The organism is Ramlibacter sp. P4_H7, assembly GCF_056400765.1.
Map to the genome: position 1 here is coordinate 72,171 of NZ_JBFUKP010000006.1, position 15,366 is coordinate 87,536.

At 61.3% G+C, this 15,366-nt stretch carries 14 protein-coding genes and 1 riboswitch; of the genes, 8 read left to right on the top strand and 6 right to left on the bottom strand.

The window, feature by feature from the left end; translation table 11 throughout:
- Positions 1-4 precede the first annotated feature (4 nt).
- The 8 genes from AC1DSA_RS10630 (at position 5) to AC1DSA_RS10665 (ending at position 8,824) form a co-directional block, all read left to right on the top strand.
- Positions 5-1,183 carry a thiolase family protein gene (locus tag AC1DSA_RS10630; RefSeq protein WP_477889148.1) on the top strand — a complete coding sequence of 393 codons (1,179 nt, stop codon included), beginning with the start codon at positions 5-7 and terminating at the stop codon, positions 1,181-1,183.
- 19 nt (positions 1,184-1,202) lie between these two features.
- Positions 1,203-1,970 carry an SDR family NAD(P)-dependent oxidoreductase gene (locus AC1DSA_RS10635; RefSeq protein WP_477889150.1) on the top strand — a complete coding sequence of 256 codons (768 nt, stop codon included), beginning with the start codon at positions 1,203-1,205 and terminating at the stop codon, positions 1,968-1,970.
- Between the two features lie 11 nt (positions 1,971-1,981).
- The gene (locus AC1DSA_RS10640) at positions 1,982-2,740 is read left to right on the top strand and encodes a crotonase/enoyl-CoA hydratase family protein (protein ID WP_477888845.1); all 759 of its coding nucleotides are present in this window, start codon (positions 1,982-1,984) and stop codon (positions 2,738-2,740) included.
- Between the two features lie 91 nt (positions 2,741-2,831).
- The gene (locus AC1DSA_RS10645; protein ID WP_477888847.1) at positions 2,832-3,797 is read left to right on the top strand and encodes a LysR family transcriptional regulator; all 966 of its coding nucleotides are present in this window, start codon (positions 2,832-2,834) and stop codon (positions 3,795-3,797) included.
- Positions 3,798-3,946: 149 nt separating this feature from the next.
- Positions 3,947-4,744 (top strand): enoyl-CoA hydratase/isomerase family protein, encoded by a 798-nt coding sequence (locus tag AC1DSA_RS10650; RefSeq protein ID WP_477888849.1) that lies wholly within the window; start codon positions 3,947-3,949, stop codon positions 4,742-4,744.
- Positions 4,745-4,749: 5 nt separating this feature from the next.
- Entirely contained in the window at positions 4,750-6,303 is a 1,554-nt protein-coding gene (locus AC1DSA_RS10655) for a class I adenylate-forming enzyme family protein (RefSeq protein ID WP_477888851.1), read from the top strand.
- A 1-nt stretch (position 6,304) separates the two neighbouring features.
- A complete protein-coding gene (locus AC1DSA_RS10660; protein ID WP_477888853.1) occupies positions 6,305-7,486 on the top strand; it encodes a CaiB/BaiF CoA transferase family protein in 1,182 nt (393 codons plus the stop codon).
- Between the two features lie 303 nt (positions 7,487-7,789).
- Positions 7,790-8,824 (top strand): extracellular solute-binding protein, encoded by a 1,035-nt coding sequence (locus AC1DSA_RS10665; protein WP_477888854.1) that lies wholly within the window; start codon positions 7,790-7,792, stop codon positions 8,822-8,824.
- 166 nt (positions 8,825-8,990) lie between these two features.
- Here the strand turns inward: AC1DSA_RS10665 and AC1DSA_RS10670 are convergent, their stop codons facing one another.
- The 6 genes from AC1DSA_RS10670 to AC1DSA_RS10695 form a co-directional block, all read right to left on the bottom strand.
- Positions 8,991-9,713, bottom strand: a complete 723-nt coding sequence (locus AC1DSA_RS10670; protein ID WP_477888856.1) for an aspartate/glutamate racemase family protein — start codon at positions 9,711-9,713, stop codon at positions 8,991-8,993.
- 163 nt (positions 9,714-9,876) lie between these two features.
- Positions 9,877-11,169: a D-amino acid dehydrogenase gene (locus AC1DSA_RS10675; RefSeq protein ID WP_477888857.1), complete on the bottom strand. Its 1,293-nt coding sequence runs from the start codon at positions 11,167-11,169 to the stop codon at positions 9,877-9,879.
- A gap of 48 nt (positions 11,170-11,217) precedes the next feature.
- A riboswitch (glycine riboswitch) is annotated at positions 11,218-11,322 on the bottom strand.
- Positions 11,323-11,427: 105 nt separating this feature from the next.
- Positions 11,428-12,255 carry an ABC transporter permease gene (locus tag AC1DSA_RS10680; RefSeq protein ID WP_477888858.1) on the bottom strand — a complete coding sequence of 276 codons (828 nt, stop codon included), beginning with the start codon at positions 12,253-12,255 and terminating at the stop codon, positions 11,428-11,430.
- 3 nt (positions 12,256-12,258) lie between these two features.
- Positions 12,259-13,185: an ABC transporter permease gene (locus AC1DSA_RS10685; protein WP_477888859.1), complete on the bottom strand. Its 927-nt coding sequence runs from the start codon at positions 13,183-13,185 to the stop codon at positions 12,259-12,261.
- On the bottom strand, positions 13,160-14,296 hold the full coding sequence (locus tag AC1DSA_RS10690) for an ABC transporter ATP-binding protein (protein ID WP_477888861.1): 1,137 nt from the start codon (positions 14,294-14,296) through the stop codon (positions 13,160-13,162). The genes AC1DSA_RS10685 and AC1DSA_RS10690 overlap by 26 nt, the downstream gene beginning before the upstream one ends.
- 119 nt (positions 14,297-14,415) lie before the next feature.
- The gene (locus AC1DSA_RS10695) at positions 14,416-15,363 is read right to left on the bottom strand and encodes a LysR family transcriptional regulator (RefSeq protein WP_477888863.1); all 948 of its coding nucleotides are present in this window, start codon (positions 15,361-15,363) and stop codon (positions 14,416-14,418) included.
- Positions 15,364-15,366: the final 3 nt, after the last annotated feature.

Below are 15,366 nucleotides of genomic sequence, written 5' to 3' on the forward strand. Positions count from 1 at the left end.
GACCTTGCAGGCTACCTACATCATCGATGCCATTCGCAGTCCATCCGGACGCATCAAGACGGGCGGGGCCTTCACCGACCTGCACCCCACCGAGCTGCTTGCACAGGTACTCCGGCACCTGATCGAACGCAGCGGCATCGACCCTGGCGAGGTGGGCGACGTGATCACCGGATGCGTGAGCCAGGTCAGCGAGCAGTCCGCCACACCCGGGCGCGTGGCGTGGCTGGCCGCGGGATTTCCCGAGCACGTTCCGTCGACTACCATTGATCGCAAGTGCGGATCATCGCAACAGGCGATCGCGTTCGGCGCGCAAGGCATCATGTCCGGCACCCACGACATCGTCATCGCTTGCGGCGTCGAGTCGATGAGCCGTGTCCCTATGGGAAGCGCGCGAGTGGACAGGAATCCGTTCGGTCCCTCCTATGCCGAACGATACGGTCCGCAGATTTCTCAGGGTATGGCTGCCGAGCGGGTGGCCGCGAAATGGCGCCTGTCCCGCGAAGATCTCGACCGCTACTCGGCTCAGTCACACCAGCGCGCTGCCTCCGCAACGAACGCTGGCCAGTTCCGTCGGGAAATCGTACCGATCTCCACGAAGACGGGAGTCGTTGACCGTGACGAGTCCATCAGGCCGGACACAACGCCTGAAAAGCTCGCTGCGCTCAAGCCCTCTTTCGCAGACGACAGTGCGCGGCAGCGCTTCCCGGAGATTGTCGATTGGCGGATCACGCCGGGCAACTCATCCCAAATGACGGACGGAGCTGCCGCCGTGTTGCTCGTGAGCGAACGCGCGGCTAATCGCCTGAGGCTCAAGCCCCGGGCCCGTTTCGCTGCATTCGACGTACGGGGCGACGACCCCATGATGATGCTGACCGCCCCGATAGCGTCGAGCCGGGCCGTTCTGGCGAAGGCGGGGCTGCAGATCGCCGACATCGACGCGTACGAGGTCAACGAAGCGTTTGCATCGGTACCTCTCGCGTGGCAAAAGGACTTGGCCGCGGACCCCGCTCGGCTCAACCCGAGCGGTGGGGCCATTGCGCTGGGCCACCCCCTGGGGGCGTCTGGCGCCAGGCTGACCACGACGCTTTTGAACTGGCTGGAAATGCACCAGGGACGCTATGGCTTGCAAACCATGTGCGAAGCGGGCGGAATGGCCAACAGCATGATCCTTGAACGCTTCTGAGAATCCACGACGCGGAGACATTGTGACCTACAAGAACAGCAGCGCCATCGTCACCGGTGGTGCGTCCGGCCTGGGGCTCGCCACAGTACATCGGCTCGTTGAGCAGGGCACCCAGGTCGTCATTGCAGACCTCCCCGCCTCCAACGGAGAGGCGATCGCGAGAGAGCTTGGTTCCTCAGTTCGCTTCCTGCCTGCGGACGTCACGCACGAGGCGCAGATGCAGGAAGTCGTGGACGCCGCGATCCAACGCGAGCCGCTGCGCATCCTCGTTCACTGCGCCGGTCGCGGCGGCGCACTTCGAATCCTCGACAAGGAGGGTAAGCCGGGGTCGCAGGATTTCTACGAAAACATCGTCCGCATCAACCTGTTCGGCACTTTCAACGTGCTGCGCCTGTCTGCAGCGGCGATGGCGAAGAACGACTTGATCGACGGTGATCGTGGTGTCTGCATTCTCACCTCGTCGGTTGCCGCTTGGGAAGGCCAAGTAGGCCAGATCCCGTACGCGTCGGCGAAAGCGGGCATCGCCGGTATGACGATCGTGGCCGCTCGCGATCTGGCCCAGAGGGCCATACGTGTCATGACGATTGCACCCGGGATTTTCGACACGCCGATTCTCGCGCGCTTGCCCCAGAACGTGCGGGCCTCGCTGGCAGCCTCAGTCCCGCACCCAGCCCGATTGGGACATCCCGACGAGTTCGCCAGACTGTCGATGCACATCATCGAAAACCGCATGATGAACGGAGAGACGATCCGTCTCGATGGAGCCATCCGCATGCAACCCCGCTGACGCAGGAACCCATGGAACTCCAGATCGCACACGAAGAAGGCGTCCTCGTCCTGACGCTGAATAGACCCGAAGCGCGCAATGCCATGACCCAGAGCCTGGCACGCGAGATCGCGGCCGCGCTTGACGAACTGCAGGACAACCCGGCCTTGCACGTGGGTGTCCTGACCGGAGCAGGCGGCAACTTCTGCTCCGGCATGGACCTGAAGGGGTTCTTGCGCGGAGAATTGCCGCGGGTAGAAGGACGGGGCTTCGGAGGACTGACGCAGAAGCCTCCATTGAAGCCAATGATCGCTGCCGTGGAGGGTTACGCCCTTGCCGGGGGCTTCGAGATGGTCCTGGCCTGCGATCTGGTGGTCGCGTCTCGGGACGCGAAGTTCGGATTGCCCGAAGTCAAGCGCGGCCTCGCCGCCGTCGCTGGAGGGCTGATCAGGCTGCCTCGCCGCATTCCCTACCACATTGCGATGCAATACATCCTCACTGGAGACTTGCTCACAGCGGAGCACGCCGCGCAGTTCGGACTGGTCAATCAGCTCACAGAGCCTGGAGGAGCCCTTCACACCGCGATCGGCCTGGCTGACAAAATCCGGGTCAACGGCCCGCTCGCAGTCGCCGCGTCCAAGCGCGTGGTCGCCGAATCGCGGGACTGGCCGGAAGGCGAGATGTTCGAGCGCCAAGGGGAGTACACCCGCCCAGTATTCGATTCGGAAGACGCGAGAGAAGGGGCTCGGGCATTCGCCGAAAAGCGCGCGGCTGTTTGGAAGGGTCGATAAGAACCTCGGCGGCGTCGCATAAAGAAGCGCTTGGTGGCGCGGTTTAAGATTGTCGCGCGCGGCTGGCCGCACCCGCGCAGAGGACGCATCGATGACCAAACTGAACCAGGTGACGGATCTGGATCTGAGGCTGCTCCGCAGCTTTGCAGAGATCGTGGATCGCGGAGGATTTGCTGCGGCACAAGCCTCCCTGAACATCTCCCAGTCGGTTTTGAGCGAGCATCTCAAGACCCTCGAAGTTCGACTCGGTTTCGTGCTCTGCAAGCGGGGCCCTGGCGGCTTCAAGCTCATGCCGGAAGGGGAACGGGTCTACAAGGCGGCCAAGCAGTTGTTTGCCGCCGTCCACTCCTTCAAGTCGGACATCGGAGAGATCGGCGACGAAATGGCCGGTGAAGTCGTTCTGGCGATCGAAGATGAAGTGATCACGAATCCCGGCTGCCGGCTGCCCAACGCCTTGAAGATTTTTGGCGAACGAGTGGGCCGACGCGTAAGGCTCCGCGTCGAAACCATGGTCGGCTACCAAGCCATCAGCCGAGTGGCCGACGGCTCGGCGCAACTGGGCATCAGCGTGTCCGATGTGCGCGCCCGGGACGTCATGACGCAGCGCCTGTTCGACGAGATCGAAGAATTGTATTGCGGCTGTGGGCATCCCCTTTTCGCCATTCCTCATCACGAGCTCACGGAAGCGCAGTTGAGCGCGCACCCCTATTCCAGCCGGGGCCACTTCGAATACAGAGATATTTCACTGGCCACCCGAGAATATGGGGCGGGCGACGTCGGCCTCGGCGCCCAGGCACAGCTCGCCTTGGTCCTTTCCGGAAGGAACCTGGGATACATTCCTGCGCACTTCGCAGCGCCATTCGTAAAGGCCGGCATGCTGCGGTCGATTCGGCCGGATCTGATGCGTCGTACGATTCCAGTCCAGGTTGTCAGCCGGGACACTGGCCCTCACGGAAAGCTCATTGCACTTCTGCGTTCCTGCATGGTGATGGCCCACGCAGCGGATCAGCCGCCGTCGATCGCCGCAACCACTCCCAGGCGGCCGCCAGGCGAGTGAGTCCGGGCCAACGCAGCTCCGCCTCCCTCGGCGCCCAGTTTTGCAAATGCTTGGTTCGCGATTCCCGGATGGCTTCGGTCGCCAGGACGTTCCAGAATTCCCTCTTACCAATCGATGCCGCACTCGCCGCGAGCCGAGGGGATTTACACATGGACTACGCCGAATTCCACCACCTCCGTTTCGAACACAGAGCACACGGAGTGCTGCTGATCACCATTGACCGTCCGCCGACCAACGCGACAAACAGCGTGCTGCACTACGAACTAGCGGAAGTCTGGACGACGGTCAAGAACGACCCGAAAGTGCGCGTGCCGGTGATCACCGGCGCCGGCCGGGCCTTCTCCGTCGGCGGCGACCTCTCCCAAGGCATTGGCAAGCTTGGGCAGATCGGGCGCCACATCGAGACCGGCGAGGAAGCGCTTCGAATCGTTTACAACATGATCCACCTGGACAAGCCCATCGTGTCCGCGATCAATGGCTCCGCCGCGGGCGCAGGGTTGGCGGTCGCCCTCAGCGCGGACATCTCCATCGTGTCAGAAACCGCGAAACTCTGCGACGCGCACATGAACATCGGCGTGGCTTCCGGGGACCACGCCACCATGCTGTGGCCGCTGTACTGCGGCTTGCCCAAGGCGAAGTTGTACCTGCTGACGGCGGATGTGCTTGATGGGAAGGAGGCGGAGCGCATCGGGCTGGTGTCAATGTGCAAGCCGCAGGAGGAAGTCCTCGAGACAGCACTCAAGTTCGCCGAAGCCCTTGGTCAGAAGCCTCAGCGTGCACTGCGCTGGACCAAGCGCTGCCTCAACCACTGGGTTCGCCAGGCCGCGCCGATCTTTGACCTGTCCGTCGCCTATGAAGGACTGAACTTCATGGAGCCCGACGCTCGCGAAGGACTCACTGCGTTTCTCGAGAAGCGTCCGCCTGTCTTCCCTTCGACTCAGGACTGACCCCTGTGCACCTCGCCCACCTGCTCCATCGTTCGGCCCTGAACTTTTCCGGGCGCCCGCTGTGGGTGACGCCGGACGTCACCATCAACTACGGGGACGGCGCTCGGCGCATCAACAGGATCGCACATTCGCTCCTTGCCCGCGGCAAGCAACGCGATCGCGTTGCCATCCTGGCGGTGAACCGCTTCGAGCACTTCGAGGTGTACCTGGCCGCGCAAACAGCCGGAATGGCGGCGACGCCATTCAACCCGAAGCTGCATATTGACGAACTGGGTTTCATGCTGGAGGACGCGCAGCCTTCGTTCTTCGTCTTTTCCCCAGAGTTCGGAGAGACCGCGCGTGCCTTACGCCTCCAGCACCCCACAGTGGGCCATTGGATCTGCATGGAGCAGATCGAGGGCTTCGAGGACTATGCGGATCTCCTGAAGGGCTCAAGCGACGCTTCACCGGATGTAACGATCGACCCCGATGACCTTGCGTGGCTTTTCTACACCTCCGGAACAACTGGCAAGCCAAAAGGCTGCATGGAGACCCACCGCAACCTGATCAACATGGTGACCGGCCGGTTGCTGAATTCCCTCCGCGACATCCGTGAAACCGACAGGCTCATTCACTTTGCACCGATGGCCCATGCCACGACCAGCGTAGGCCTTTCGCACTTGGCACGTGGAGCGGCCCAGGTCTTCCCTGGCTTGCCAAAATTCGATCCGCCGAAAGTACTCGAGGCGATCCAGACGTTCAAGGCAACCTCTGCCTTCATGGCGCCCACGATGGTGCAGATGTTGCTGAACTACCCCGCCCTGAAGGAGTACGACCTGTCGAGCTTCAAGACCGTCCAGTGCGGTGGCGGCCCGATGTACGCCGAGGTGCTCAAGCGCGCAATTGAGGTATTCGGACCGATTTTTGGCCAAGGATACGGCCAGAGCGAGGCCCCGAGTGGCATCTGCGGAATGCACAAGTCCGAGTACGACATCACCACGCCAGAGGGCTTGAAGCGCCTCGGCTCGGTTGGACGGGAAAGTCTCGGCGTGCGCGTGCGTATCGTGGATGACGAGGGAAAGGAAGTGCCGCCCAATGTCGCAGGGGAAATCACCGTCCGGGGAGACATAGTGTTTCCCGGCTATTGGCGGAACAAGGACGCAACGGACGAGGTGCTTCGCGAAGGCTGGCTTCACACCGGCGACGTTGGTGTCCGGGACGAGGAAGGCTACATCTACATCACGGACCGGGTGAAGGACATGATCATCTCCGGGGGTTCCAACATCTATCCACGCGAGGTGGAGGAGGTCCTGCTGCAGCATGAGGCGGTGGCCGAGGCGTGCGTGATCGGTGTTCCGGACAATGTGTGGGGAGAGGCGGTTCGGGCGGTGGTGGTGCTGCGCGAAGGAAATCAGTCCAGGGAAGAAGAACTGATCGAGTTCTGCCGCTCGCGACTTGCGTCATACAAGAAGCCCACGTCGGTGGAAATTGCAGAACAACTGCCCAAGAATGCGTACGGCAAGGTGCTCAAGAAGGAAGTGAAAGCCCGTTACTGGGGAGGCGCCTCGCGCGCGATCTAGCATGGAGGTCCTCAAAGGGATCCGCGTGCTGGACTTCGGGCGCTATGTCGCGGCTCCGTACTGCGCTACTCTTCTTGCTGAATTCGGCGCCGATGTCATCCGGATCGAGAAGATCGGCGGCAGCGAAGACCGTTTCTTGCTGCCGATGCTCGAAACCGGCGAAGGCGCCCTCTTCCTCCAGGTGAACCGGAACAAGCGATCCATGACGCTCGATCCGATGAAGCCGCAGGGGCGCGAGATCGTCCGGCGGCTGCTTCAGGACGCGGATGTCGTCGTGGCGAACCTTCCCCCCAACACCCTGCAGGCGATGGGGTTGGACGAAGCCTCGATCTCCGCCATCAACCCGAGAACCATCCTCACCTTGGCGACGGGCTTCGGCCGCACCGGGCCGATGGCCAACCAACTCGCGTTCGATTCCGTCGGCCAGGCCATGTCAGGAGGGGTGTTCCTCAGCGGACAGCCCGGTGCGCCGGCACGCACTCAGATCCTCTGGTGCGACTTCGCAACGGCATTGCACTGCGCTTATGGCACGGCGATGGCGCTGCTTGCCCGACAGCGGTCTGGTCGTGGCCAGGTGGTGGACGGCTCCTTGTTCGCCACAGCCGCCATGCTGGGAAGTGCGTTTGCCGCAGAGGCGATGGTCAAGGGTCATGACCGCGCCGCAGTGGGCAATCGCAGCTTCGCCGCCGCTCCCGCGGACATCTTCTCTACCAAGGACGGGTGGATTCTCTGCCAGGTGGTGGGCCAACCGCTCTTCGAGCGTTGGGTGAAGCTGATGGAGGAACCAGGATGGCTGGAGGATGCTCGCTTTGTCACGGACGACAAGCGCGCAGCCAACGGCGACATCATCAGCGCCCGCATGCAGGAGTGGTGCGGGCACCGCTCCAGGGAGCAGGCGCTTGCCGATCTCGCACAAGCCCGGATTCCGGCTGGTCCCGTGCTGCGTCCCAGCGAGTTGATCGAACACCCGCAGACACAAGCTGCGGGGTTGTTCCGGATGATGGAGTACGGGTCGCATGCGGCCGCAATTCCACTGGCGCAAGCGCCGGTCTTTCTCTCCGAAACACCGGGGTCCATCCGCACCGCCCCACCGGAGATCGGCGAGCACACGGATGCAATCCTTGCGTCATTGGGGTACGGCGCAGGCGAGATCACGCGCATGCGGGCCGAAAACGTCATCTGACGCTCCTCCGAGCATCGATGGTCCGGGGACATACGGCGGATCACCACGGTATCGATCGCTTGTACCAGTGCGACCAATGCGAGGAAATTCCAATAGCGGGGTGACGCCAGTATCGGAACTCCAAACCAAAGCTTCGCTAATCTTGGGATGGTGTCGCATCCGGCTTTGGCAAGAATCGCTTTCAAGTTCGTCATCGCAGGCGAGATCGCTGAATCGGCAGGCGCGATGAACTTTGGGGTGCGACCTGACGAACGCCACCTGCACTGAAAAGTCATCGTCACGTACTTGATTAAAGGAGCGCATATGTTCGCCATTGAACTTTCGAAGCGGATTGGTTCGGTTGCCATCCTCGGACTCGCGTGTGGGACCATCAATGCACAGCCCGCTCTCCCTGGTCAGAAAATCACCATCGCGACCTTCGGCGGCAGCGCTCAACAAAGCTATCGCGACGGATGGGTCGAACCGTTCGAACGAGCGACCGGCGCCAAGGCCGTTCTTGACGCGCCGAATTCCAAAGCCAAGCTCAAAGCGATGGTGGAGTCTGGAAACCCATCGTGGGACGTCTACACCGGCGACGCCGCGTACATTCTCGCGAATTGCGGAGTGCTTTTCGAAAAGGTCGATACGTCGAGATTCGTGGCAGCGGGAATCGACAAGCGCTTTGTCAATAACGAGTGCGGGGTGCCCACGGCAGTCATTCCTTTCGTGTTCGCATACAACGAGGAGAAGTACGCCGCGAATCCGCCCAGGCGCTGGGCAGACTTCTTCGACCTGAAGAAGTATCCCGGCAAGCGGGCCATCTACAACAGCCCAACCACCGGCATCCTGGAGATGGCATTGCTCGCAGACGGGGTCCCCGAGGACAAGTTGTACCCGTTGGACGTCAACCGCGCATTGATGAAGCTGGACACGATCAAGAGCAGCATCATGTGGACGCAGTCGACCGGAGGCTTGACCGATGCCTTTGTCAACAAGCAGGCGGACCTGGCCCTCTCTTCAGGTGGCCGGACACTCCTTGCCGCGAAAGCCGGCGCGAAAGTGGCTGTCGTGGCGGATCAACAAATCATGACATGGGATCAGTTTGCCGTGGTGAAGGGCTCGAAAGAACGACCTGCTGCAGAAGCATTCCTTCACTTCATTGCGCAGCAACCACAGCAAGAGAAGCTCACCGAACTGCTGGGGGCCGGCAATGCAAGCGTCAAGAGTCGTCCCAAGATCGATCCTTTGGTCTCCCGATACTTGCCCCAAACGCAATCCGGGGTATCGATAAACCAGGAGTGGTGGTCAAAGAACTTTGCTGAAGTGAGTCAGCAGTTCATAACTTGGCAGTCCAAGTAGCTGATTCGTGCGGGCCGCCTCGCTGAGTGGACTCTCACAGGCACGCAGTGCGGCTTTGATCGCGTCAGGAGGGACGTCGGGAAGCGATGCGCGATCGACCTCAGACCAAGTGCTTCCGCAAATCTCCGGCGCGCAGGCTGGCGTGGCAAGCACTTGGTCGTCGAAGCTAAGCCCCGAGTAGAGCTTTAGCGACGGCCGCGATGTCCCAGACGGGCAGTCTCAACGCGGAGACAATGTCCCTTCTAAACTGCGGCATGGCGGTACATTCCAGGACGAGCGCTCCGATGTCTGAGAACGCCCCGTTGCGGCGCTCCCTCATGCACACCTCAAGTAGTTCCACGCGCATCTGCTCGTGATTCAATCTCTGTTTGGTTATCAGGTCCTGTTCCCAAATGACCGACCAGCTTGGCTGATCATCGACGCCCACGATGCGAAGCCGAGATAGATCCGGATGGCCGGCAAGCATCTTTTCGGTGCCGAGCCGATTAAACGTAAGCACTCCGACCGGCCGGGGAGTGGATGCGAGCGCGTTCGGCAGGAGCTCCAGGCCGCTCAGTAACGTGGGCGTTGTCAAAGGAATCTGCGATCGCGCCGCGTACATATAGCCGCACTGCCCAACGATGAGATCGCAATGCGGTGCCAACCTGCGGATGGCCTCCGCGATGCCATGGATGGCGCTGGACGTTCCGTCGATCATCTCCATACCGGTGGTGCCGGGCGCGGCAGCGTATGCCGTGGGGACAGGCCAGAAAGCAGGGTTCGCGAACGAGCCGGGCAATGTTCCCGGACGTGCCACCGCATTGAACGGGTCGGGCAAATCCGCAGTGTCCAGGGCTCCGGGATAATCATTAAGGACGATCCCGAGACGCATATTGGAAGGCTTCTTCAACACACTCATCTCCTTAGTTTGCGCTGTGATTGATGACCTGGGCGGGAGCAAGCGGATGCTCCATTCCAGCGATCTGACCATTGCGACGGGGCACGCATCAACGTAGACGTTCGGACCTTTGCTTCGGAGTTTCCGGTGCCATGCGTCGCAGGGAGTGGGCCGCTTAGTGCACCATCGCGAACTCGCGCGAGCGTCCGCTGCGCTGCCTCACAAAATCGAAATCGATCCCGGGATCGCGACCGGAGATCAGCTCCGCAAGGGCTCGCCCGGAGCCACAACCATGCGTCCAGCCGAGAGTTCCGTGCCCGGTGTTCAGGTACAGCCCCTTCACCGCACTCGCGCCGATGTAAGGCACATTGCCCGGAGTTGCCGGACGCAGGCCCGCCCAATACGTGGCGAGTTCCTGGCGGCTGACGCCCGGAAACAGTTCCAGTGTGCGCCTGACGATCGCCTCGCATCGAACGCGATTCAGCGAGAGGTCGTAGCCGTTCAATTCAGCCGTGCCGGCGACGCGCAGCCGGTCGCCCAGGCGGGAGAAGACGAGCTTGTATTCGTCATCGGTCAAGCTAACTGTGGGTGCAAGGCGTTCCTTTAGGACAGGCAGCGTCGCCGAATAGCCCTTCGCGGGATAGATATCGAGCTTCACCCCTGCGCCTTTGGCGAGTGGACCGCTGAAGCTTCCAGCCGCGAGGATGTAAGCGTCTCCTCGCACTGTCTCGTAGAGACCCGACTCCGATGCGATTTCCACACCCGTCATGGCGCCGCCCGTGGCGTGGAGCCTTTGAATGCGGACGCCGTAGCGAAAGCGGACTCCCTGTTCCTGGCACTTCGCAGCCAAAGCCGTGGTGAATTTGTGCACGTCTCCCGATTCGTCGGCGCTCGTGTACGTGGCGCCGACCAGACTCGGACGAACGTGCACCATCGCAGGTTCGAGTGCCACGACTTCATCGGGACCAATCACCTTCCTCTCGCAGCCGAGTTCCCGCATGATTCGCGCCGGCTCGATCGCGAGATCCAGCTCCTTCTGATTCGTATAGAAATGAAGGATGCCCCTTGCCTGATGGTCGTACTCGATCTCGAGATCCCTGCGCAGTTGTTGAAGGCATTGGCGACTGTACGTCCCGAGGTTGAGGAGCTGGATCATGTTCCGTGTCGACCGCTCGCGTGAGCAGTTGAGCAGGAACTTGAGGCCCCAGCTCCACTGGGCCGGATCGGCCCGCAAGCGGAAGAGAAGCGGTGCGTCTTCCTTGCCCAGCCATCTCAGCAGCTTCATCGGCGCTGAAGGATTGGCCCACGGTTCGGCATGGCTGACGGATATCTGCCCACCATTGCCAAAGCTCGTTTCCCGAGCAGCTCCGGCATTTCGTTCCAGCACGGTCACGTCGTGTCCCGCCTGACCAAGATACCAAGCTGTCGCGACACCGGTGATGCCGGCGCCCATAACGATTACGTTCACGTCTCTCTCTCCTGCGAAGAATGAAGAAGGGCAGGCGAGCTTGATGCCGCCGGCCCCACTGTCCTTTTGCCTGAGAGATTCACCAGCTGTAGCCGGCTTGCACCTTCGGCGGCCTTCCCGGAATCGGGTTCAGCACTCTCCAGTTTGAAATTCACCAGTTCTTTTGACCTGAGCGTTCTGGGGATTGCGCCTTCGGTAGGCGGGCCGATGCCCGCACTTCTCCTGGTGGAAATGGATTTGTGTATTCGATAAGCCCCTTCAACCCTGGGCGTAGCTGGACTTGCCTATGTTGCTCTGGATGACCGCAAAAATCGCAATCGAGGTCAGCGCGATGATGACCGTGGATATGGCAGCCAGGGTCGGATCGGAATCGACGTACACGCTCGTGAACATCTGAACGGGCAACGTCTTCAGTTCGGGCCCCCCCAGGAACTGGGCGATTACGACTTCATCAAAGGACGCTACGAATGCAAACAAGGCGCCACTGGCCAGTGCGGGGCGAATGATCGGCAGGGTGACGAAAAAGAAGGTTGCCAGCGGGGTGGCGCCGCAACTCGCCGCGGCGTACTCCAATGTCTGGTCGAATGTCTTCAGGGCGGCGGTGACGGTCGTCAAGACGAAGGGTACCGCAAGCGCCGTGTGCGCCAGGACGAACCCAAGGTAGTTCGCAGTGAGGTGCCATTTGAGGAATACCGCATAAATGCCTACGCCGCTGACCACTACAGGAAGGATCATGGGTGACAGAAGCAGCGCCGACATCGTTGCTTGCGAGAACCCCTTCATGCGCGAGATGCCGAGGGCCGCCATGGTGCCCAGCAAAAGTGAAAGAACGGTCACGAGGGCAGCAATCAATACGGATTGCAGAGCACCGCGGTACCACGCCTCACTGGTGAACAGATTTTCATACCATCGAAGGGACAATCCGCGCGGTGGAAATGCGAAGGATTGCGCGTCGCTGAAGCTCATGGGGATGATGATCAGCAGGGGGGCAATGAGCGTAAAGCTCACTACGCCCGCGAAGGCGAACAGGACCCAATTCCCGAGCCGCTCGGCTGAGACTCTTTTGCGTGAGGCGTCGTCGGCCATGTCTTACTCCGGTTTGGTGCCAATGCGATTGCGCAACCGGCGAGTCAGAAGAGACCCGAGCGCCAGGATCCCCACAGTCGTCACCAGCAGGATCGTTGCCATTGCGCTGCTCCGACCCCAGGCCAGCAACTCGGAGATCTGCCGGAAGATGATCTGCGCGAACATCGCATCCTGTGCTGACCCCAGCATTGCCGGCGTGACATAGAAGCCAAGCGATAGGACAAATACGAGGAGCGCGCCAGCGAAAACACCTGTCATGGACAAGGGCAGGAACACCAACGCAAATGCGACAATTGGCCGTGCGCCCAGCATCAATGCGGCGCGGACGAGATTCGGGTCGATGCGTTGCATGGAGTTGTAGATCGGGAGCAGAGCGAACGGCAGCAGCACCTGGGCCATCCCGACAGTCACAGCGGTTTTGGTTCCTAGGATGCTGACGGCCGGGATTCCGACAAGATCCAGGAGGTAGTTCAGGACGCCTCGATCCTGCAGGATCACAACCCAGGCGAAGTTGCGCACGACGGTGCTGATCCAGAAGGGCAGCAGCACGACTCCAAGAATCGCGAGCTTCCAGGCACCTCGGGCCCGCATCATCGCGTACGCCATGGGATAGGCGACCAGTACGCAAACGATCGTGACCCGTGCGGCAGTCAGGAGCGTTCGGCCATAGATGCGCAGGTTCGACTCTTCCTCGATGAACCAGGCGAAGTTCGCCCACATCCCGGCGCCGGGAGGTGTGTCCGTCACACTCCGGATGATCAGGGTCAAGATCGGAAGAAAGAAGAATGCGGAGAAGAACAGAAAGACCGGGATCAGGAGCCATTTCCGCGTGAGAGCAATGCGTTTCGCCCGCGGACGCTCGGACCCGAGTTCGACCTCGGAAGCACCGATGGGCATGAACACCTCAGCCACCTGCAACCCCTTGCTCAAGAGGCAACAGGGTGGCGGCAGACGTTGGCCAGCAAATGGCGACTTCCGAACCCTCGCGAACCTGGATTTGATCGCGCGGTTGTTCCCGGACGCGAACCAGGGTGCCGTCAGGCAGGGCCGCCTCCACCTTGCGAGATGACCCCACGTAGATGATCTGCGAAACGCGCCCCACGACGCGATTCGGATCGTCGCAGGTTGCGTTAACTGGGATCACCCTCATGCGCTCCGGCCGCACGCTGATGGCCGCCGGTGAAGGCGAATCGAATCGTTCCGAACGTGGTGCCAAGAAGCGTCCACAGCTGTTGACGAGCACATGACCGTCCTTTTCAATGTGCGCTTGCCCGCGCAAGATGTTCGAGTCGCCCAGGAAGTTGGCGACAAACAGGGACTGAGGGTTCTCGTACAGCTCCGTGGAGGTCCCCACCTGCGCGAGACGGCCGTCATTGAAGACGGCGATGCGGTCGGACATCACCAGCGCCTCCTCCTGGTCGTGGGTGACGAAGATGAAGGTGATCTTCAACTCCTTGTGCAGGCGTCGGATCTCCAGTTGCATCTGCTCGCGCAACTTCTTGTCAAGCGCACTCAAGGGCTCGTCCATCAGCAGCAGTTGCGGCTCGAAAACGATTGCACGCGCAAGTGCAACGCGTTGCTGCTGTCCGCCCGAGAGGGCATTGGGAAATCGGTCCGCCTTGTCCGACAGCTGGATCAGCTCGAGCACTCGACCGACACGCGCGTCGGTCTCGGATTTCCCAAGGCCTCTCCGGCGCAGCGGAAACGCCACGTTGTCGAAGACCGTCATGTGCGGGAACAGCGAATAGCTTTGGAACACCATTCCGATGTTGCGGCGGTGCGGCGGCAATTCATCGATGGGCTGCTTGCCCAACAAGATGTGGCCGGACGTGACCTCCGTAAATCCGGCGATCATGCTCAGCGTTGTCGTCTTGCCTGAACCGCTGGGGCCGAGGAAAGTGACGAACTCGCCCGCCTGGACCTCGAGGCTGACGTCATTCACCGCAGGGACATTGGTCCCGTAGCGCTTCGTGAGGTTCCGGATCGACAGTGCCGCTCCAAGTCCTGCATTCGATCCCTGGGCGGGAGACGACTTCGACATATTCTTGCTCCGTTGCTTAGGCGACTGTATGGGTCCGCACCGCTGCAGACCATCGGTGCGTCGAGAACAAATGTTCGCCGGTGACCGACCATGCACCGTACTAACCCTGATGCGATGGCTCAGGCACTCGGGTGGTGCTGGGACGCACCAGGACCGTGGGCGATCCTGAGGCACGCTCTCAGGAGGGCTACCAGCTTGCCCTCCGAACTGGTGTCGCGGCTGACGACATGAATCGGAGCGATGCGGCGTGTGATGTCCGGGCGGACTGGCCGGATCCGCCGAGAAGCCAGGAACGGACCGGCCAGATGCTGCGCCACGTATCCGAGGTCTCGACCGGAGAGCACGAGCGCCAATTGCGCCTGGCTGCCAATCCCGACGTCACCACGTCGGTAGTCGCGCGTGATGAGAGAGAGGTTCTTGGACTCAAGATGGCCTCGGCTGGAATACGGATAGCTTGCGAGAGTTGCCTCGGAAATCTCGTGATCGGGAACCTCGAACAGCGCGTGACCGACCCCGCAGTAGAGATCCACGGTCTCCTCGAAGAGCACTTGGGCGCAAAGATCGCGAGACCGAGCGTCGGATAGGCTCAAGCCCAGATGCGCCGAGCCGTCTGCAACATGGCTGATGGCTTGATATCCCACCATGTTTTCAACTCGGAGCCGCACCCTGTCGCCGGCACGCTGGCCAAACAGCCTCAAGGCCTCTGGAAGCCGGCACTCCGGGTTGGTCACGATCTCATCTTCTACGACAATCGTCACCTCGCCCGACATCTCGTCCCCGATTTCGCCGATGTCGAGCTTGAAATGATCAATGGAAGCGAACAGCTCCTTGGCCGCCTTGTAGACCCGCTCACCTTCAGGCAACAGCTTGAACCCGCCGGGGCCACGTTTGCACAGGACGAACCCAAGACGAACCTCCAGCGTCTTCAGGTGTTCGCTCATCACCGACTGCGAGATGTTCAGCGCTGCCTGTGCCGCCGCAAAACCGCCCCGATCGACGATTTCGGCGAAGCTGCGGAGCAGTCTCAGATCGAGGTCAGTGACCTGTCGGAATTTGGAGGTCGCCACGGT

Excerpts from the sequence above, each read along its gene's own strand:
- AC1DSA_RS10640 (WP_477888845.1), top strand. The coding sequence starts at position 1,982 with ATGGAACTCCAGATCGCACACGAAGAAGGCGTCCTCGTCCTGACGCTG.
- AC1DSA_RS10645 (WP_477888847.1), top strand. The coding sequence starts at position 2,832 with ATGACCAAACTGAACCAGGTGACGGATCTGGATCTGAGGCTGCTCCGC.
- AC1DSA_RS10650 (WP_477888849.1), top strand. The coding sequence starts at position 3,947 with ATGGACTACGCCGAATTCCACCACCTCCGTTTCGAACACAGAGCACAC.
- AC1DSA_RS10660 (WP_477888853.1), top strand. The coding sequence starts at position 6,305 with ATGGAGGTCCTCAAAGGGATCCGCGTGCTGGACTTCGGGCGCTATGTC.
- AC1DSA_RS10665 (WP_477888854.1), top strand. The coding sequence starts at position 7,790 with ATGTTCGCCATTGAACTTTCGAAGCGGATTGGTTCGGTTGCCATCCTC.
- AC1DSA_RS10680 (WP_477888858.1), bottom strand. The coding sequence starts at position 12,255 with ATGGCCGACGACGCCTCACGCAAAAGAGTCTCAGCCGAGCGGCTCGGG.
- AC1DSA_RS10690 (WP_477888861.1), bottom strand. The coding sequence starts at position 14,296 with ATGTCGAAGTCGTCTCCCGCCCAGGGATCGAATGCAGGACTTGGAGCG.